12 protein-coding genes are annotated in these 15,352 nt (G+C 41.6%); 6 read left to right on the forward strand and 6 right to left on the reverse strand.

Going from position 1 to position 15,352, the window contains the following annotated elements:
* Positions 1–166: 166 nt before the first annotated feature.
* The gene (locus V7K40_RS03260; RefSeq protein ID WP_298908247.1) at positions 167–934 is read right to left on the reverse strand and encodes a circadian clock KaiB family protein; all 768 of its coding nucleotides are present in this window, start codon (positions 932–934) and stop codon (positions 167–169) included.
* Between the two features lie 242 nt (positions 935–1,176).
* The gene (locus tag V7K40_RS03265) at positions 1,177–2,451 is read right to left on the reverse strand and encodes a type IV pilus twitching motility protein PilT (RefSeq protein WP_334956682.1); all 1,275 of its coding nucleotides are present in this window, start codon (positions 2,449–2,451) and stop codon (positions 1,177–1,179) included.
* Positions 2,452–3,181: 730 nt separating this feature from the next.
* On the opposite strand from V7K40_RS03265, the gene V7K40_RS03270 reads away from it, so the two are divergent.
* Together V7K40_RS03270 and wecB are read left to right on the forward strand one after the other, a co-directional pair.
* Entirely contained in the window at positions 3,182–3,556 is a 375-nt protein-coding gene (locus V7K40_RS03270) for a hypothetical protein (RefSeq protein ID WP_298908253.1), read from the forward strand.
* A 279-nt stretch (positions 3,557–3,835) separates the two neighbouring features.
* Positions 3,836–4,966: a UDP-N-acetylglucosamine 2-epimerase (non-hydrolyzing) gene (gene wecB / locus V7K40_RS03275; RefSeq protein WP_334956684.1), complete on the forward strand. Its 1,131-nt coding sequence runs from the start codon at positions 3,836–3,838 to the stop codon at positions 4,964–4,966.
* A 470-nt stretch (positions 4,967–5,436) separates the two neighbouring features.
* Here the strand turns inward: wecB and V7K40_RS03280 are convergent, their stop codons facing one another.
* From V7K40_RS03280 to V7K40_RS03290, 3 genes are all read right to left on the reverse strand, one after another.
* Positions 5,437–6,105, reverse strand: coding sequence for a peptidoglycan-binding protein (locus V7K40_RS03280; RefSeq protein WP_334956686.1), 669 nt, complete (start codon positions 6,103–6,105; stop codon positions 5,437–5,439).
* Between the two features lie 831 nt (positions 6,106–6,936).
* On the reverse strand, positions 6,937–7,347 hold the full coding sequence (locus V7K40_RS03285) for a response regulator (protein WP_334956687.1): 411 nt from the start codon (positions 7,345–7,347) through the stop codon (positions 6,937–6,939).
* Positions 7,348–7,498: 151 nt separating this feature from the next.
* Complete coding sequence (locus tag V7K40_RS03290) at positions 7,499–8,236, reverse strand: Crp/Fnr family transcriptional regulator (RefSeq protein WP_334956689.1); 738 nt, start codon at positions 8,234–8,236, stop codon at positions 7,499–7,501.
* Positions 8,237–9,529: 1,293 nt separating this feature from the next.
* Between V7K40_RS03290 and V7K40_RS03295 the strand changes: the two genes are divergently transcribed.
* The 4 genes from V7K40_RS03295 to V7K40_RS03310 all read left to right on the forward strand — a co-directional run bounded on the left by V7K40_RS03295 (position 9,530) and on the right by V7K40_RS03310 (position 14,047).
* A complete protein-coding gene (locus tag V7K40_RS03295) occupies positions 9,530–10,567 on the forward strand; it encodes an NADP(H)-dependent aldo-keto reductase (protein WP_334956691.1) in 1,038 nt (345 codons plus the stop codon).
* A 168-nt stretch (positions 10,568–10,735) separates the two neighbouring features.
* Positions 10,736–11,788 carry an aliphatic sulfonate ABC transporter substrate-binding protein gene (locus tag V7K40_RS03300; RefSeq protein WP_334956693.1) on the forward strand — a complete coding sequence of 351 codons (1,053 nt, stop codon included), beginning with the start codon at positions 10,736–10,738 and terminating at the stop codon, positions 11,786–11,788.
* A gap of 76 nt (positions 11,789–11,864) precedes the next feature.
* On the forward strand, positions 11,865–12,848 hold the full coding sequence (locus V7K40_RS03305) for an aryl-sulfate sulfotransferase (RefSeq protein WP_334956695.1): 984 nt from the start codon (positions 11,865–11,867) through the stop codon (positions 12,846–12,848).
* Between the two features lie 527 nt (positions 12,849–13,375).
* The gene (locus V7K40_RS03310) at positions 13,376–14,047 is read left to right on the forward strand and encodes a glutathione S-transferase family protein (RefSeq protein ID WP_334956697.1); all 672 of its coding nucleotides are present in this window, start codon (positions 13,376–13,378) and stop codon (positions 14,045–14,047) included.
* A 122-nt stretch (positions 14,048–14,169) separates the two neighbouring features.
* On the opposite strand, the gene V7K40_RS03315 is transcribed toward V7K40_RS03310, so the two are convergent.
* A complete protein-coding gene (locus tag V7K40_RS03315; protein WP_334956699.1) occupies positions 14,170–15,189 on the reverse strand; it encodes an NAD(P)-dependent alcohol dehydrogenase in 1,020 nt (339 codons plus the stop codon).
* Between the last annotated feature and the right edge of the window lie 163 nt (positions 15,190–15,352).

Genomic DNA, 15,352 nt, shown 5'->3' on the forward strand with positions numbered 1-15,352 from the left:
CTTCCGTTACTAGGGTGCTTGTTATTACAGGCATCCCTTTATTTTTTGCACAACAACTACAAGCATGATCGCTCTCTTTTAGTCTAAAGTCCAGTAACTAAGTTGAGAGGGATATCTGAATTGGGCTATGCTTATGCACTCCCAGTGGATGATATCGTTATAAAACTTAAAATTTTTCCTTAGGAGCTAACATCTGTAAAATCTTTTCTACATGATCCAACTCTCCAACGATTCGCCGAATTGGGTGAGGCCAAACCTTGACAAGGGTAGGAGTTGCAGAAACCTGATTGAGTTCTGCTTGTTCTGGATGAGTTAAAACATCAATCACCTTCAAAGTATAAGGGTGTCCAAGCGATCGCTCTAATAATTCGTGTAAATTTTGGAGAATGCGTTCGGTGGTACTGCTATGTCCTGCAACAAACAAGCGCAGAACATACCCTTGTGTGATAACTTCTTTTTTTTGCACTATCACTGGTTGGTGGTATTTTGGCACAGGTTCAGAAAGGTCTAGACGGACAATTAAATCGTGATCTTCCCAAAGTTGCCCAAATGAGGAACGATAAGTTGTTAACACCATGCGATCGCACAACCCCTCCTGCCAGGGAGCTGCTTGCCATACTAAGTCCCCTGTACCAAAAATGGCATTAAGCAAAGCTTGATGTCTAATTACAGCCGGATAAGCTTCAGCAAAAGTTCGCACTTGTTGAGTGCGCGGATCTAACCAGTGGTCAATAGTTGCAGTATAACAAGGCACTAAAAAATGCGGCGGCTCTGGTAAATCTAGGATTTCTTGCAAAGCCGAGCACAAATGCAAATGCCATCGACCTTGCTTGCTAGGGTCGATGCAGTAAATTAAATCTCCTCCAGGTGTAAATAGCGCAATGCCTTTAAACAACTGGGGTGTAGATAGTTTGTTTGTCGTCAAGTTATTCACAGAGTCTAGGAAGCTAAAAGTAAAAATTCTCTCTTTTACCTTTTACCTTAGCTATAACCTCAACCAGGATCACCTAAAAAATTGGCAACCCATCAAAAATCCCGTAAATCTCGTTTCCACTCCCTGACTGGAAATGCTTTTGATTGCGGTGCCGCTAGAACCGGAGGCAGAGCCTCCAAATAGGCATTCCCAGTCGGAGACTCTTAACAAGACAATCATCTTCATTGCCAAGAGGAACAGACTTAAACTCGACCTCGGAGAAACTGTGCCATTTCGTTAGGAGTTGGTGACATTTCCAAAGCAGTTTCTTCAGTAATCCGACCGTCTTGATAGAGATTGAGCAACGACTGATTCATCGTGATCATGCCGTCAAAGCCAGCTTGCTTCATCAACTCGCCAATTTCATCATATTTACCATCTTTGATCCATTCTTTAATTGCCTCAGTGTTAATCAAGATATCGTGGAAAGCAGCCCGCTTACCGTCAGTTGTGCGGCACAAACCTTGGGCAATTACTGCCACTAAAGACTCAGAAATTGCCACCCGCATTGCATCCTGTTCTTCACCAGAGTAGAGATTGAGAATCCGCTCAATGGTTTTGACAGCGCTATTGGTGTGCAAGGTTCCCATGACTAAGTGACCAGTCTGAGCAGCTTTTAGGGCGGTGTTAACTGTTTCCTTATCCCGCATTTCTCCCACCAGAATTAAATCTGGGTCTTCCCGCAAAGCTGCTTTCAAAGCGTTGTCAAATTTCCGGGTGTGCATTCCCACTTCCCGCTGTTTGACTAAAGACTTGCGGCTTTGATGAACAAATTCTATCGGGTCTTCAATGGTAATAATATGCTTGGCCATCTCCTTATTGATGTAGTCAACCATCGCTGCCATTGTGGTGGATTTACCAGAACCAGTGGGCCCAGTCACCAAAATTAAACCTTTGTGGTGATGACAAATATCCCGAAAAACTGGAGGTAAATTCAACTGTTCCATAGTTAAGATTTTCAGCGGAATCAACCGCAACACCATTGCAGGCCCTTTGAGAGAGCCAAAAACATTAATCCGCACGCGAGCAAAGTCATACTGAGTTGCTCCGTCAAATTCTAAGTGTTCTTCAAAGCGCTGAATTTCTCCTTCAGTCATCACCTCCCGCAACCAATTCATCAAAGTTTCTTTATCTATTTCTGGATGATCCGTTGCTTGAATTTCTCCTCGGTTGCGGAAGCGGGGTACTTCACCTACACCCAAGTGAAGGTCAGAATATCCCTGATCGTAAGCTTCCCTAATTAACTGCGCTAAAGTGAGTCCCGGACTGCTGTTTTTAGGGCGAAGTGAACTAGGTATGGGCGGTGGACTACCCGGACGATGACCTGCAACAGGAGCGTTGCTGCTTCTATCCATTGACATATCCAATGTTTGTGTCATCTGCCGCTGCGTAGTAAACGTTGGCGGTGGTGGCGGCATTGGTGGTAGGTTACTTCCAGCAGCAGACTTAGAATTTAATGGAGACTGTGATTCTGTCATATATCTTCACATTTGGCAGTTAAAAAGTTGAATTAGCGAGAAGTCTAGTCACTTGCTTCGATGACTTTTGGAAGATGCTTGCGTGCAAGCCCTAGCGGTGATGGGAGGCGATTGAAACTCTAGAACCACGGTCAATCCATTTCATCCACCTCAATTTGTATCTTTTTTTCCTAAGATTCTAGTACTCAGAAGATTGAGAGAAGTTATTTATCGTATCTAACCTGGTTTAACACACGCAATGACTAAAACTGCCTCAGTAAAATATCTGAGACATATAAGTATTTTATAAGACATAAAGTAAATTATAAATATTCTAAGCCTTTAGATGAGAAATTTATCCCAGACAAGGACACAAATTGCCAGCAATTAACATCACAAACACTAGCAGATCATTTATTCAGCCCATCTAGGAATTATGAGAACCTTTACTGATTTTTATAAGAAATGTTAAGTTAAATCGGTTCAATATTCGGGGATCAAGATTATAAAGCTTATACTTTTTAGGTTCTGTATCTGAAGACAGATGCATAAAACAGGTTTTTTTAATAGACATAAAGTTGACTTTACATTCATAATTATAAAAAATTGACTGTAAAGTTTAGTAAATAAATGCTCATTTTTCTGATTAGTTTTTATATACTGAATTTCACTGATAAAGAAATCAGTTTACTCGCAAAAAGCGAGATATGACTGAAATTAAAATTTGCTGTGTATTTTAGGAGGAAAAGTCATGGTTTCTGCTCAAAGCTCTAATCAAGGAAAGACCTACTCCATGTTGATGATTAAAAGCTTTTTAATATGGACTTTTACATTGGCAGTATGCTTGTTGGTTGTCGGTTTTCCACTAGTTGTCTTGATGGCTACGGTTGGATGTCTGTTGTCAATTGTCTTGCAATCTGTGATGCCTGTTAGTGCTGTTTTGCTTGTAGCAGGCGCTTTAATCATGTTTAATGTCATGGCAGTTGTATTGGCTGCGGGTGTACTAACTCTTAAAGGAGTTCATCCTAATGAAATTAAATGGTTAAGCTGGCTGCATGGAGAGGCAGACCAAATGCAGACTACTGTTTACGCTGCTTGCCCTTTAACTTGTGAGATTAAAATATAGTCATTACAGGTGAATTCGACAAACAAACAGTGCGTCTGCCCGGTTAAGCCGGGTTTTTTCATACTTTTTGTGATTTGAACATCGGAGATCAAGATTTAGTAATTAGAGTTTTATTCAATAAATAGTGCGTTTGCCCGGTTAAACCGGGTTTTTTCATACTTTTTATGTGATTTATCCTTTTATATTTATGATTTGTGTGATGATTTGCCGCCAACTATTGACTATTAATCATAGACCATTGACTATAGCCATTGGCAAATGACAGATGATTCATGACTAATGATTAATCAAAAACGGGTTTACATTATCTTGGGTACTCGTCCGGAAGCGATTAAACTAGCTCCGCTGATTCAGGTCTTCCAGAAGTCTTCAGATTTTGAGTCGCAAGTAATTCTAACTGGACAGCATCGGGAGATGGTTGAGCAAGTTATGCAGTTGTTCAACATCAAGGCAGATTATGACTTAGAAATTATGCAGGTTCAGCAATCTCTAAATGATATTACCTGCCGTAGTTTACAAGGGTTAGAAGGGTTATTCAAGGAGAAAAAGCCAGATTTAGTGGTGGTGCAGGGAGACACTACCACGGCTTTTGCGGCTGCTTTGGCAGCTTTTTATCAAAAAATCCCTGTTGGTCATGTAGAAGCAGGGTTAAGAACGGATGATATCTTCAATCCTTACCCAGAAGAAGCTAATCGGCGATTGATTTCTCAAATTACTCAGTTGCACTTTGCGCCGACTCCTTGGGCTGTAGAAAACTTGCATCGTTCTGGTGTTTTGGGTGAAGTTCACATGACCGGTAACACGGTAATTGATGCATTGTTAAATGTAGCTGCAACCCAAGCAGTTTGCAATATACCAGGCTTAGAGTGGGATTCATATCGCGTTCTGTTAGCAACAGTTCACCGTCGGGAGAATTGGGGAGAACCTCTGTTAGCGATCGCTCAGGGGTTTTTACAAATTTTAGATAAGTTTCCTGATACAGCTTTGCTGCTACCATTGCACCGCAATCCGACAGTGCGAGTTCCATTAGAAGAGCTTTTAGGGAATCATCCCCGAATTTTTTTAACAGATCCTTTAGATTATGGCCAACTGGTGGGAGCAATTGGGCGATCGCATCTTTTGCTCACTGACTCTGGTGGGTTGCAGGAAGAAGCCCCCAGCTTGGGAAAACCAGTACTAGTTTTGAGAGACACTACCGAAAGACCAGAGGCTGTTGCAGCCGGTACAGCCAAACTTGTAGGCACTACGAGTCAGAATATTTTTGCAGCCGCTGCTGAGTTACTCAGTGATCTAGATGCTTATGAAGCAATGGCAAATGCAATTAATCCCTTTGGGGATGGTCATGCAGCAGAGCGCATTTTGCAGATTGTGCAAAATTACTTGGGTCTTTCATCAGAAACATCAACTTAGAAAGTTACATTAAACAAAGTGCAAAACTTCTGTTTTTTAGAGTACAAAAAACCGGCTTTTCTCCCGGTTTTTATTTTTTTAGTTAGATTTATTTCCATCCCACAAGAAAACAGGTAGAACCTCGAAACGAGATTTTCAAAGGGTGGCTTTTTGGTTGACTGACAAAAGTCCTCAAAGTCTTGTCCTTTCGCTTTTATCCCGCTTAGGAATCAATTCCCAAGCTAATAGCTTAAGTTTACTAAAGTAGACTCAAAAGCATTTAAGCTATAAGCAATCAATTTATAGCAGTTCTCGACCAAGTAAGGTACAGTTTTGACCTCACTTCCATTCCTCTCTCCTTTTAAGAGAGAGGCTTTGAATTTTTCCCCTTCCCGCTTCGGGAAGGGGGCTAGGGGGTTAGGTCTTATACCTTACCGAATCGAAAATAGCTATATTGCACGGCGGGTTAGGGTGCAACGCATTCATATTGGCTAAATGCCCAGAGCTGATCTAGTTTCGGGCCCCACCACACCATCTACAAGTAGACCTTTACTTGCCTGAAAGCTTCGGACTCGGCTAGCAGTTTCTTGACCGTAAATTCCATCAATTGTGAGATTACCCAAAGCTGTCTGAACGTCTCTTACAAGCAGACCTCTAGAACCAGGGCTAAGAATAACTGAACCCCCAACGCCACCAGGTCTACTCACAGGAACACTGTAAGGTTTATCACCAACCCATCGCGCAAAAACGTATCTACCTGTAGAAAGCCTAGCAAAACCGTTTTCATACCTTTCAATCGCTGGGAGTGTTGCACCATTTGATACACAGTCAACATATGAATAGTTAGTGCTTGGGCCTGTACGGACACGTAAACAACTGCCGTTAGTCCTTACATATGCAGCCGAACTCATTTGAATTTGGCTAGCAGCAATAAGTAATACACCAATACCAGCTAAAGCTAACCAAGCCGAAGATTTAAGCAGTTTTCTCCAATTGAATTTAGATTTGCTGATTCCAGATACCTCTTTTTTAGTAATAACTATGTCTGAAGATTTAAGAGGTTTTTTCCGATTTAATTGAGATTTAGGCGGATTATATTTGGTGTTTGCAGATGCCTCTTCTTGAGCAATAAACATGTGGGAATAAGCAAGATATTCCATAATGCGCTCCTTTATATGAAAAAATGAGTACTCACAGAGAATTACTTGATTTTTCTCTGTATTTATTCTTAGTATATTTTATATCATTACCTTTTAACAAAGTTTTACTAGTAGCGGAATTAATAAAAATAAAATTAGTCAAAAGATTCTTGAGAAAATGCGATGTCTGCGATGGTCACTGACTTGTACTAAGCGCAGCGATGCACTCAGCTTGTCGAAGTGTCGAAGTAGCGATGTCGTACCCCTACGGGGATCTTGCTAGCAAGAGCGTCTCGTAGAAAAGTGCGGGCTACGCCAACGCGCTGATTTATAAAGCTTTTTGTTTGGATGCAATACAGTCTGACCTCACTTCCATTCCTCTCTCCTTTTAGGAGAAAGGCTTTGAATCTTATATTATGTCCGCTTGATTAGTTATTAAATCCCAAGAACCCACCTTGTGACCGTATACACACAAGTCTGAAATAGCTGATTAACTGAGGTTTTAGCGTCAGTTTTACCCCACCCTAACCCTCCCCGATGGATTGGGGAGGGAACTAGAAATCTTGTTTCCCCCGTGAAGATTGGGGAGGGAACTAGAAATCTTGTTTCCCCCTTTACAAGGGGGGATTAAGGGGGGTAATTCTACTTGTGTGTACACCGTAGACCTATGGGGAGGGGTTCTTTTATTATGGGTAATTTGGCAAACATGATATTACTCCCCAACGCTAGTAGGGAAGGGGCTGGGAGTTAGACTACATTAAACTCAGCTTTTTGGCGATTTTTGCCTAAGTCCTGTTAAATTTAGTTAAAGCTTTTTCTATACTGGCTTCCCTGTTGTTGCATCCAGACATGTCAAACGTATTCTTCAAGTTTAGCTAAACTAGCAACCGCAGAAACTAACTCGTCTAAGTCTATTGGCTTACATCTATATATATTATAACCTGCTAATAATGCACGATTACGGTCTTCGTCCAAAGCAGATGCCGTCAGAGCAATAGCTGGAATCTTTCTCCCTCGCTTTGCTTCGAGATTTCTGACCTTCAAGAGCAGTGAGCAGCCGTCTTCATCTGGTAAATAAAGGTCACTAATCAGGATGTCTGGTTTAAAAAGTGAGATTATTTCTAGAGCATCATCTGCCGAAGCAGCTGTGATCAGCTCTGCTCCCTCTAATTCAAACAGAAAGGTAAGTAATGTTCTCGTATCAGCGTCGTCATCAACTATGAGTAATCGCAGACCTTTAAAAGACATCGATTCATTAGACATATTCTTACCGCCCTGTAGCTCAAACATCTGGAGTCAGAGTTATATCAAAAAGCATTTATTAGTCAATACCTTTTAACGCACACGTTCCCAGAGTTTAAATGTACTAGTTAGCAAGTGTCTGTCCGGTTTCAGACATAGAGACTTAAAAGTCTTATTCAGAATTGTCTCTAGGCGAATTGTCCAATAACCGAGCAAATTCGTTTTTTATAACTTGATAACACTCACAAGAGGTGTCTTCCAAAATCCCTCGATTCAGGATATTAATGCGACCACGGTTATAGCTAATAATTCCGGCTCGGTTGAGGGTGCTAGCCGCCAGTGTGACACCGGAGCGACGTACACCTAGCATCTGGGCAATAAATTCTTGAGTAAGCAGAAAATCCTTTGATTCCAGACGGTCAGTGACTGTCAGCAGCCACCTGGCGAGTCGCTCTTCTATTGTATGCAGACGGTTGCAGGCAAGCCCTTGTCCAAGTTCGGTGCATTGAGCTTGTACGTAGCGTAGCAGCAGACTTTGAAGCGCTCCACCCCGGTTAAACTCACTTTTAAGGACATCTGTATCTATCTGCGTAGCACCGTCTCCAATCTGCACTATAGCTTTTGTGGTTGTTGTGTCGCCTCCCAAAATTACTGGGATACCCACCATGCCTTCACTACTTACCAAACCAGCTTCGACTGTCGAACCATCTTGCATAGTGGTGACGATAGAAATCACTGAATGATAGGGAAAATAGACATGTGTAATTGGTTCTCCTGGCTTATAAATAATTTGGTTAAATGCGAGCGGAACATACTTTATGTGGGGAAGAAGACGCTCATAGTCGGAGGCAGGCAGAGCAGCAAGCAGCTTATTTGCTTGCGGCTTTAAAGTATTATAATCAACTGACATTAGGACTCTCCTTCAGTAGATGTCCTTAGAAAAGGCAACTTAAGGCCTAAGGACACAAATGAGGATTTATTCCTAAAGTCAGAAGGTATATTTTCTAAAGATAAATTTCGGCTAAAATCTGAAAAATTATGTTTACTTTTCTAACCTAACATAATTAGGTTAGCTATTTTTCATATCATTGCGTAGGCGGAGCCTTCCCGTAGGGTACGGAACGCAGTCAAGCAAAGTAATCGCAGAGTACAGATGAAGTGAATTGCTTGATTCTACATTCGCTTCATTCACAATGAATTGTAACGATTTTGGTAAATTTTTGCATTGGGATGCTCCCTATTTAGCTTAAAACTTCAATCACACTACTATAGACATGAGCATCGTGAGAAGCGATCGCAGTAATAAATTCCTGGTTGTGCAAGTCTTTAAAACCCTGGTTTTTTGTGATTGCGGCAATTTATTCTGCATTCTCTCAGTTAGCTATAGCAGTCACTCTAGTAGACTGTGGCAGAAGTTTGCTTACCTTTAACAAGGGATTTTGCCTCTTGTTTCTTAACGCACCGAATATCTGGGATGGTGCGTTAGTCTACGGCATAACACACCCTACAAAAATAGGTTTTTAGGGCTTGTGTGTAGACCGTAGCCTCTGGGGAAGAGGAATGGAAGCGGGGTTTTTAATATACTTTGCGACTTTTCAAACATCCTCTAACAAGGAAATCTTTTGATTGCGACTCTACCGTGAATTCGGAAGGCGGTAGCTCCCCCAATGGGCATTCGCAGTTTGAGGACATTGCCCAATTGTAGTAAAGATGCGAGATATCGCCTCTATACAAGGGTTTTGACATCAAACAAATTCATTTTCATCCTCTAAATCAGAAACGCCCAAAGGAACATACCCCGTATAAACATTTATTAAGTTTTAATTCTAGAAAAATTTTAAGACTTTTTGCTATACTACGGTAAATAGATTGATTTACCGTAGTTTTTACTTAGCCTAAAAAAGTCTATTTCACAAAAGCTCAAAAAAAGCAAGTATTTTCTACTACATTTTTAGATTTTTTATTACTCTAAACTAGCTCACTTATCCGGTTCATCTATGCCAAAATAAACAACTGCGCCTGTTAAATACGATTTATCCATCAATTTACAATAGTATAAGCAAAATATTTTTTGCTGATAAATTTATATTGGCTAAGTGCCAAAATCAGTGTTGTTTGGAGCTAAATTGCTTAGTCCTAAACAAAATGTAAAATATCCAGCACAAATATCACTGTTAAATCAACTGAAAAACAACGCATAAATATGAAGTATAACCAACTTGGCAAGAGTGACTTAAAAGTTTCTGAAATTTGTCTGGGCACAATGACTTATGGAGAGCAAAATACGATTGAAGAAGCCCATGAGCAGTTAGATTATTCTATTGCCCAAGGAGTCAACTTTATTGATGCGGCTGAGATGTACCCTGTCCCCACAAGTGGCGAAACTTATGGATTAACTGAAACTTATATTGGGGAATGGTTAAAGCGTCAACAAAGAGATCAACTAATTATAGCTACTAAAATTGCTGGTCCCGGTCGAGGCTTTAAATGGGTCCGTGGTGGAGCTAAAGCAATTGACCGTGATAATATCAAACAAGCTGTAGATGATAGTCTAAAAAGATTACAAACAGATTATATTGATCTGTACCAAATTCACTGGCCTGATCGCTACGTGCCACGGTTTGGGCAAACCGTGTTCGATCCGACTCAGGTGGCAGAAACGGTTCCTATCGCTGAACAGCTAGAAGTTTTTGCCGATGTAATTAAGGCAGGAAAAATTCGCTATATCGGTTTGAGTAATGAAACCCCTTGGGGAGTCGCCCAGTTTAGTAATGCTGCTAAACAATTAGGATTGCCCAAAGTTGTTTCGATTCAAAATGCTTATAACTTGCTGAATCGAGTATTTGACGGAGCCTTAGCAGAAGCCGTTTATCAGGAAGAAATTGGCTTACTAGCTTATAGTCCTTTGGGATTTGGTTTCTTGACTGGCAAATACCTAAATGGCAAACCAGAGAAAGCAAGAGTCACTTTGTTTGAAAATTTTGGTCAGCGCTATTTGAAACCAAAAGTAAATGAAGCAGTCGCAGCTTATGTGGAAATTGCCAAGCGCTATCAACTAAGTCCAGTGCATTTGGCCCTCGCATTCGTGCGGAGTCGTTGGTTTGTGGCTAGCACAATTATTGGTGCTACGACACTCGAACAACTCAAAGAGAATTTGGAAAGTGTAAATGTAGTTCTCGACAAAGACATTTTAGAAGAGTTGGATATAGTTCATGCTCAGTCTCCAAACCCAGCACCTTAACAATTCAAAATTAAAAATTAAAAATTAAAAACAAAGAAGAAATAACTAATCTCCATTGCCTCGTTACCAGGCTCCAGCATGGTAACGCCTTTCGAGAGCCTCTGGCTCTGATTATTAATTGACCGTTTGTTTGGAATTGTCTCAGTTTTATGGGGCAGTAAATCATTGATGAATAAATATCAAAATTCTCATTTGCTGTGTACCTTAAAAGTAGTAGTCTGGCTTTTACTAGCCCAATCGGGCTTGAGTTTGATAGTTTCTGGATGTAGTCTGACTAACTCTACTAATTCCACTGTTAAATCTGTGAGTGACTATCAAGGTTCCTCAACAGCACAAAGTTCTGCACCTGAAAAACAGACAGTAGTTCGCATTGGTTATATTAAGGGAAGTTTGTCTGCGATCGCAAAAGAACGTGGGACTTTAGAGCGTGAACTAGCTCCCAAAAATATAAAAGTTCAGTGGGTTGGTACATTCCCATCTTTTGCACCTGTATTAGAAACAATCAATGCTAAAAGTTCTGATTTAGGAGCTGGTGGCGATATTGCTGGTTTGTCTGCATTGTCTGGCGGGATTAATGCTTGCATTATTGCCTACCGACCGGCTAATCGCAACTCAGAAGGGATTGTAGTTCATGCAGATTCCCCGATTCGGAAATTCGATGATCTTATTGGTAAAAAGGTGATTGTGAATCGAGGTGGCATCAGCGAACATTTGTTATTGAAACTATTAGAAAAAGAAAATATCCCCAAAGATAAAGTAAGTCGCGTTTACATGAAACCTGATGAAGCCCTACCCGCTTGGGCATCGCATCATGTCGATGCTTGGGCAGTTTGGGACCCTTGGGTTGCTAGTGCTGAAATCAAGTACAATGCCCGCCAAATTCCTTTGCCTGCACAAGTCCCGCATTACTCCCTTTATATGGTGGATAGGGATGCACTAAAAGCAAAATCTGAGGCGATTAGGGGAGTTATTACGATTCTTGCTAAAGAGGGTGAATGGCTAAATAAACATTCTCAGGAGAATCAAAAACTATACCAAAAAGTATCAGGATTACCGCCTGAAGTTGTGAAGCGGACATTTGAACGCCGACCTGTTGATGGAGTGCTTCCCTTAGAACCGAAAGTGATTGCCGATTTACAGAGTGCTGCTGATTGGATATACAAACAGGGAATTGTTCAGAAACGAGTAGAGGTGCGTGACGCACTCTGTCCAAGTTCTTAGATTAGGGACTGACAAATAAAAAAATATTCAAAAAACTGATGAAAAGACTCTCTCTTCTTCATTCCTCCTCCTGAACTTGGAAGGTGAAATAGTACACCAGTGGAATCTGCCTTATCCACCAGGGTTATATGGTTATCTCTTGCCTAATGGCAACCTTTTTTATAACGGTAAGACTCCACCACAAGAGCCACTACGTTTTGCTCTGTGGGCTGCATTTAAAAGTGGCGTTGTTTTAGAAGTAGATCCCAAAGGAAATATTATCTGGGAATATAAGCATCCAGATCATCATCACGATGGACGTAGACTAGCCAATGGCAACACAATTCTACTAGCCATTGAAAAGATACCTCAGTCGTTGGTCAAGAGCATCAAAGGCGGCGTAACAGGTACGGAAGCAGATGGTGATATCTATGCTGATGTACTTTATGAAGTGACTCCAGCAGGGGAAATTGTTTGGACTTGGCACGCCCACGAACACCTTGATCCAGATATATTTACGATTACACCCCAGGATCATCGACACGAATGGACTCATGGGAATACCGTAGATGAACTCGCTGATGGCAACATTATAGTCAGCTTTCGTAATATATCCACAGTTGCGATCGTCGATCGCAAAACCGGAGAAATCATCTGGACGTTGGGTGATGACGTGCTAGCACAGCAGCACTTCCCGAACGAATTAGCTAACGGTAATATCTTGATTTTCGACAATGGCGCACATCGCCGTCACATTGCTCTCAATTTCTCCCGTGTAATTGAGGTGAACCGCCAAACAAAAGAGATAGTTTGGGAATACACTGACAACCCGCCCCAAAATTTCTTCAGTTCCTATATATCAGGAGCGCAACGTTTAGGGAATGGTAATACCTTGATTACAGAAGGTGCTTATGGCCGAATATTCGAGGTGACAGTTGCAGGGGAAATTGTTTGGGAATACATCAATCCCCACTTTGCATCTCGGAATATTCCAGGTGAGAAATCGCCCGTAACTCGTGGGGAGCAAAATACAGTCTTCCGCGCCTTCCGTTATGCACCTGAAGAAGTGCCCTGGCTTTAGGAAAGGGTAGGGAAAGCAGGGGGGCATAAAAGTGGAGTTAAAAGACTCATTCACGAGTATCAAAGACTCATTAACGGGGTTCAAAGACTCGTCAGCGAGTATCAAAGACTCATTCACGAGTATCAAAGACTCGTCAGCGAGTATCAAAGACTCATTAACGGGGTTCAAAGACTCGTCAGCGAGTATCAAAGACTCATTCACGAGTATCAAAGACTCATTAACGGGGTTCAAAGACTCGTCAGCGAGTATCAAAGACTCATTCACGAGTATTAAAGACTCATTAACGGAGTTCAAAGACTCGTCAGCGAGTATTAAAGACTCATTCCCTATTCCCAATGCCCCATGCCCAACGCCCAATGCCTTACCTAGTAGTCAAATTTAAAAGTTTGGTTAGTGTCTGAAATTTTTCGCCACATCGAGAGCTTCTACTGGGCTTCAGGACACTAACAATTTAAGATTTGGGATTTTGGATGAAAATTCAATTCCCAATGTCGATTAACAAGTCCTATTTACCAAGGAACTTAAACATGGCCCAAATCAAAGTATACAGTGCAGTTGTTTGTCCTTATGCTCACCGTACCCGTTTGGTACTCCAAGAGAAGGGCATTGACTTCGATTTGATTGAGATTGATTTGCAGAATAAGCCTGAAGGGTTTACCAAAGTATCCCCCTATGGTAAAGTTCCTGCGCTAACTCGTGATAATGAGCCAGTTTGGGAGTCAGCAGTGATTAATGAGTATCTCGATGAGGTATTTCCCAATCCACCACTGTTACCCAGCAGTCCGATTGCAAAGGCACAGGCTCGCATCTGGATTGATTTTGCTAACACCAGGTTCGTTCCCGCTTTTTCTACCTTGCTGCGGAGTTCAGATCCCCAAAAACAAGAAGAAGCTAAACAGGAACTATACAAACACCTGGAATTCATTGAAAACGAAGGTTTGGCAAAGCTATCTGGGGAAGGCCCCTACTGGTTTGGTGAATCCATCAGTTTGGTCGATTTCACCTATTTCCCCTGGTTTGAGCGCTGGGCTGCACTAAAGCAGTATCGCGGCTTTGGGGTGCCAGAGGAATTTACCCGTGTACGCCAGTGGAAACGTGCTTTGAAAGAGCGTGAATCTGTGAAGGCGATCGCTAACTCTAAAGAATTCTACATTGAGCGATATGCTAAATTCGCTGCGCCTACTCTCGCTGCTGTTTAAACGTAATTCATAATTATGTTTCAAGTGGGAATTAAACTCCACTTGAAACATAGAATTAAACTCATTAAAAATACGAATTATGTTAGCGTAGCGTTAGCGAGTCCGCGTTCGCGCAGCGTCTCCTAGAGAGCGTCATTACTAATTACGACTTTACCGAAGTGAGCCGCACTTTTGAGATAATGATAAGCTTCTCGTGCTTCAGTGAATGGAAAAACTCGATCAATAATCGGTTTGATTTGATGCTGTTGCATCGCCTGATTCATCGCCTCAAACATTTCCCGACTGCCAACTTCAATTCCCTGAACTGTTAAATTCTTAAAAAGTATTGGACTGGGATCAATTTCATTTCCTCTACCTGATAATACGCCAATCAAACTAATACGTCCCCCAATGCGGACTGCTTGTAGTGATTTTGGCAAAGTGCCTGCACCGCCTACTTCTACTACATGATCTACACCCGTGCGATTAGTCAATTGGTAAACTTGCTTTTCCCAATCTGGTGTTGTTTTGTAGTTAATTGTCTCGTCAGCACCAAGTTGTCTAGCTCGTGCCAATTTATCATCACTACTGGAAGTAATAATCGCTCTAGCACCATGTATCTTGGCAAACTGGAGAGCAAAAATCGAAACTCCTCCAGTACCGAGTAATAAAACACTATCACCTGCGCGAATATTACCTTCTGTTACCAGTGCTTGCCAAGCTGTGACACCTGCACAGGGCAAAGTCGCCCCTTCAATGTCGGATAGATAATCTGGTAATATCACCAAATTATCTTGGTGTAATACGACATACTCAGTCAGCATTCCATCGTTACCACTTCCGAGAGCGGATTTCATTTTCTCTCTGGTGAAAGAGCCATAAATCCAGTCTTGGAAGAAAGTACCCGCGACGCGATCGCCTATTTTCACGCGTGTAACACCTTCCCCCACTGTCACGACTTCCCCCACACCGTCACACACGGGAATTACCGGATATTTCTGTTTAGGATCGTAAGCTCCTTCGGCAATAAGTAGATCACGGTAATTTAGGGATGTTGCTTTGACTTGAATCAGAACTTGTCCCGCAGTTGGTTTTGGTTCAGGGCGATCAACTAATGTGAGGGCATCAATCCCGGCGTTGCTTTGAATTTCGTAAGCTTTCATTGGCAGACTCCTTTTGCTAAAGATCATAGTGTAGAAAAATTTTGTGCTACTTTTCTACACCCAAATAATTACCAAGGAGGGGAAAAGGGTAAAGGGGAAATTTGAGTTGATATAAAAAGCAGTGGTTAAATGTTACATAAAACCACTGCTTTTTATTGTAATA

Source organism: Nostoc sp. (assembly GCF_036917195.1).
Classification (GTDB): Bacteria; Cyanobacteriota; Cyanobacteriia; order Cyanobacteriales; family Nostocaceae; genus Nostoc.

Coding starts and splice junctions, on each gene's coding strand:
- V7K40_RS03265 (WP_334956682.1), bottom strand. CDS start 2,451: ATGACAGAATCACAGTCTCCATTAAATTCTAAGTCTGCTGCTGGAAGT.
- V7K40_RS03270 (WP_298908253.1), top strand. CDS start 3,182: ATGGTTTCTGCTCAAAGCTCTAATCAAGGAAAGACCTACTCCATGTTG.
- wecB (WP_334956684.1), top strand. CDS start 3,836: ATGATTAATCAAAAACGGGTTTACATTATCTTGGGTACTCGTCCGGAA.
- V7K40_RS03280 (WP_334956686.1), bottom strand. CDS start 6,105: ATGGAATATCTTGCTTATTCCCACATGTTTATTGCTCAAGAAGAGGCA.
- V7K40_RS03285 (WP_334956687.1), bottom strand. CDS start 7,347: ATGTCTAATGAATCGATGTCTTTTAAAGGTCTGCGATTACTCATAGTT.
- V7K40_RS03290 (WP_334956689.1), bottom strand. CDS start 8,236: ATGTCAGTTGATTATAATACTTTAAAGCCGCAAGCAAATAAGCTGCTT.
- V7K40_RS03295 (WP_334956691.1), top strand. CDS start 9,530: ATGAAGTATAACCAACTTGGCAAGAGTGACTTAAAAGTTTCTGAAATT.
- V7K40_RS03300 (WP_334956693.1), top strand. CDS start 10,736: ATGAATAAATATCAAAATTCTCATTTGCTGTGTACCTTAAAAGTAGTA.
- V7K40_RS03310 (WP_334956697.1), top strand. CDS start 13,376: ATGGCCCAAATCAAAGTATACAGTGCAGTTGTTTGTCCTTATGCTCAC.
- V7K40_RS03315 (WP_334956699.1), bottom strand. CDS start 15,189: ATGAAAGCTTACGAAATTCAAAGCAACGCCGGGATTGATGCCCTCACA.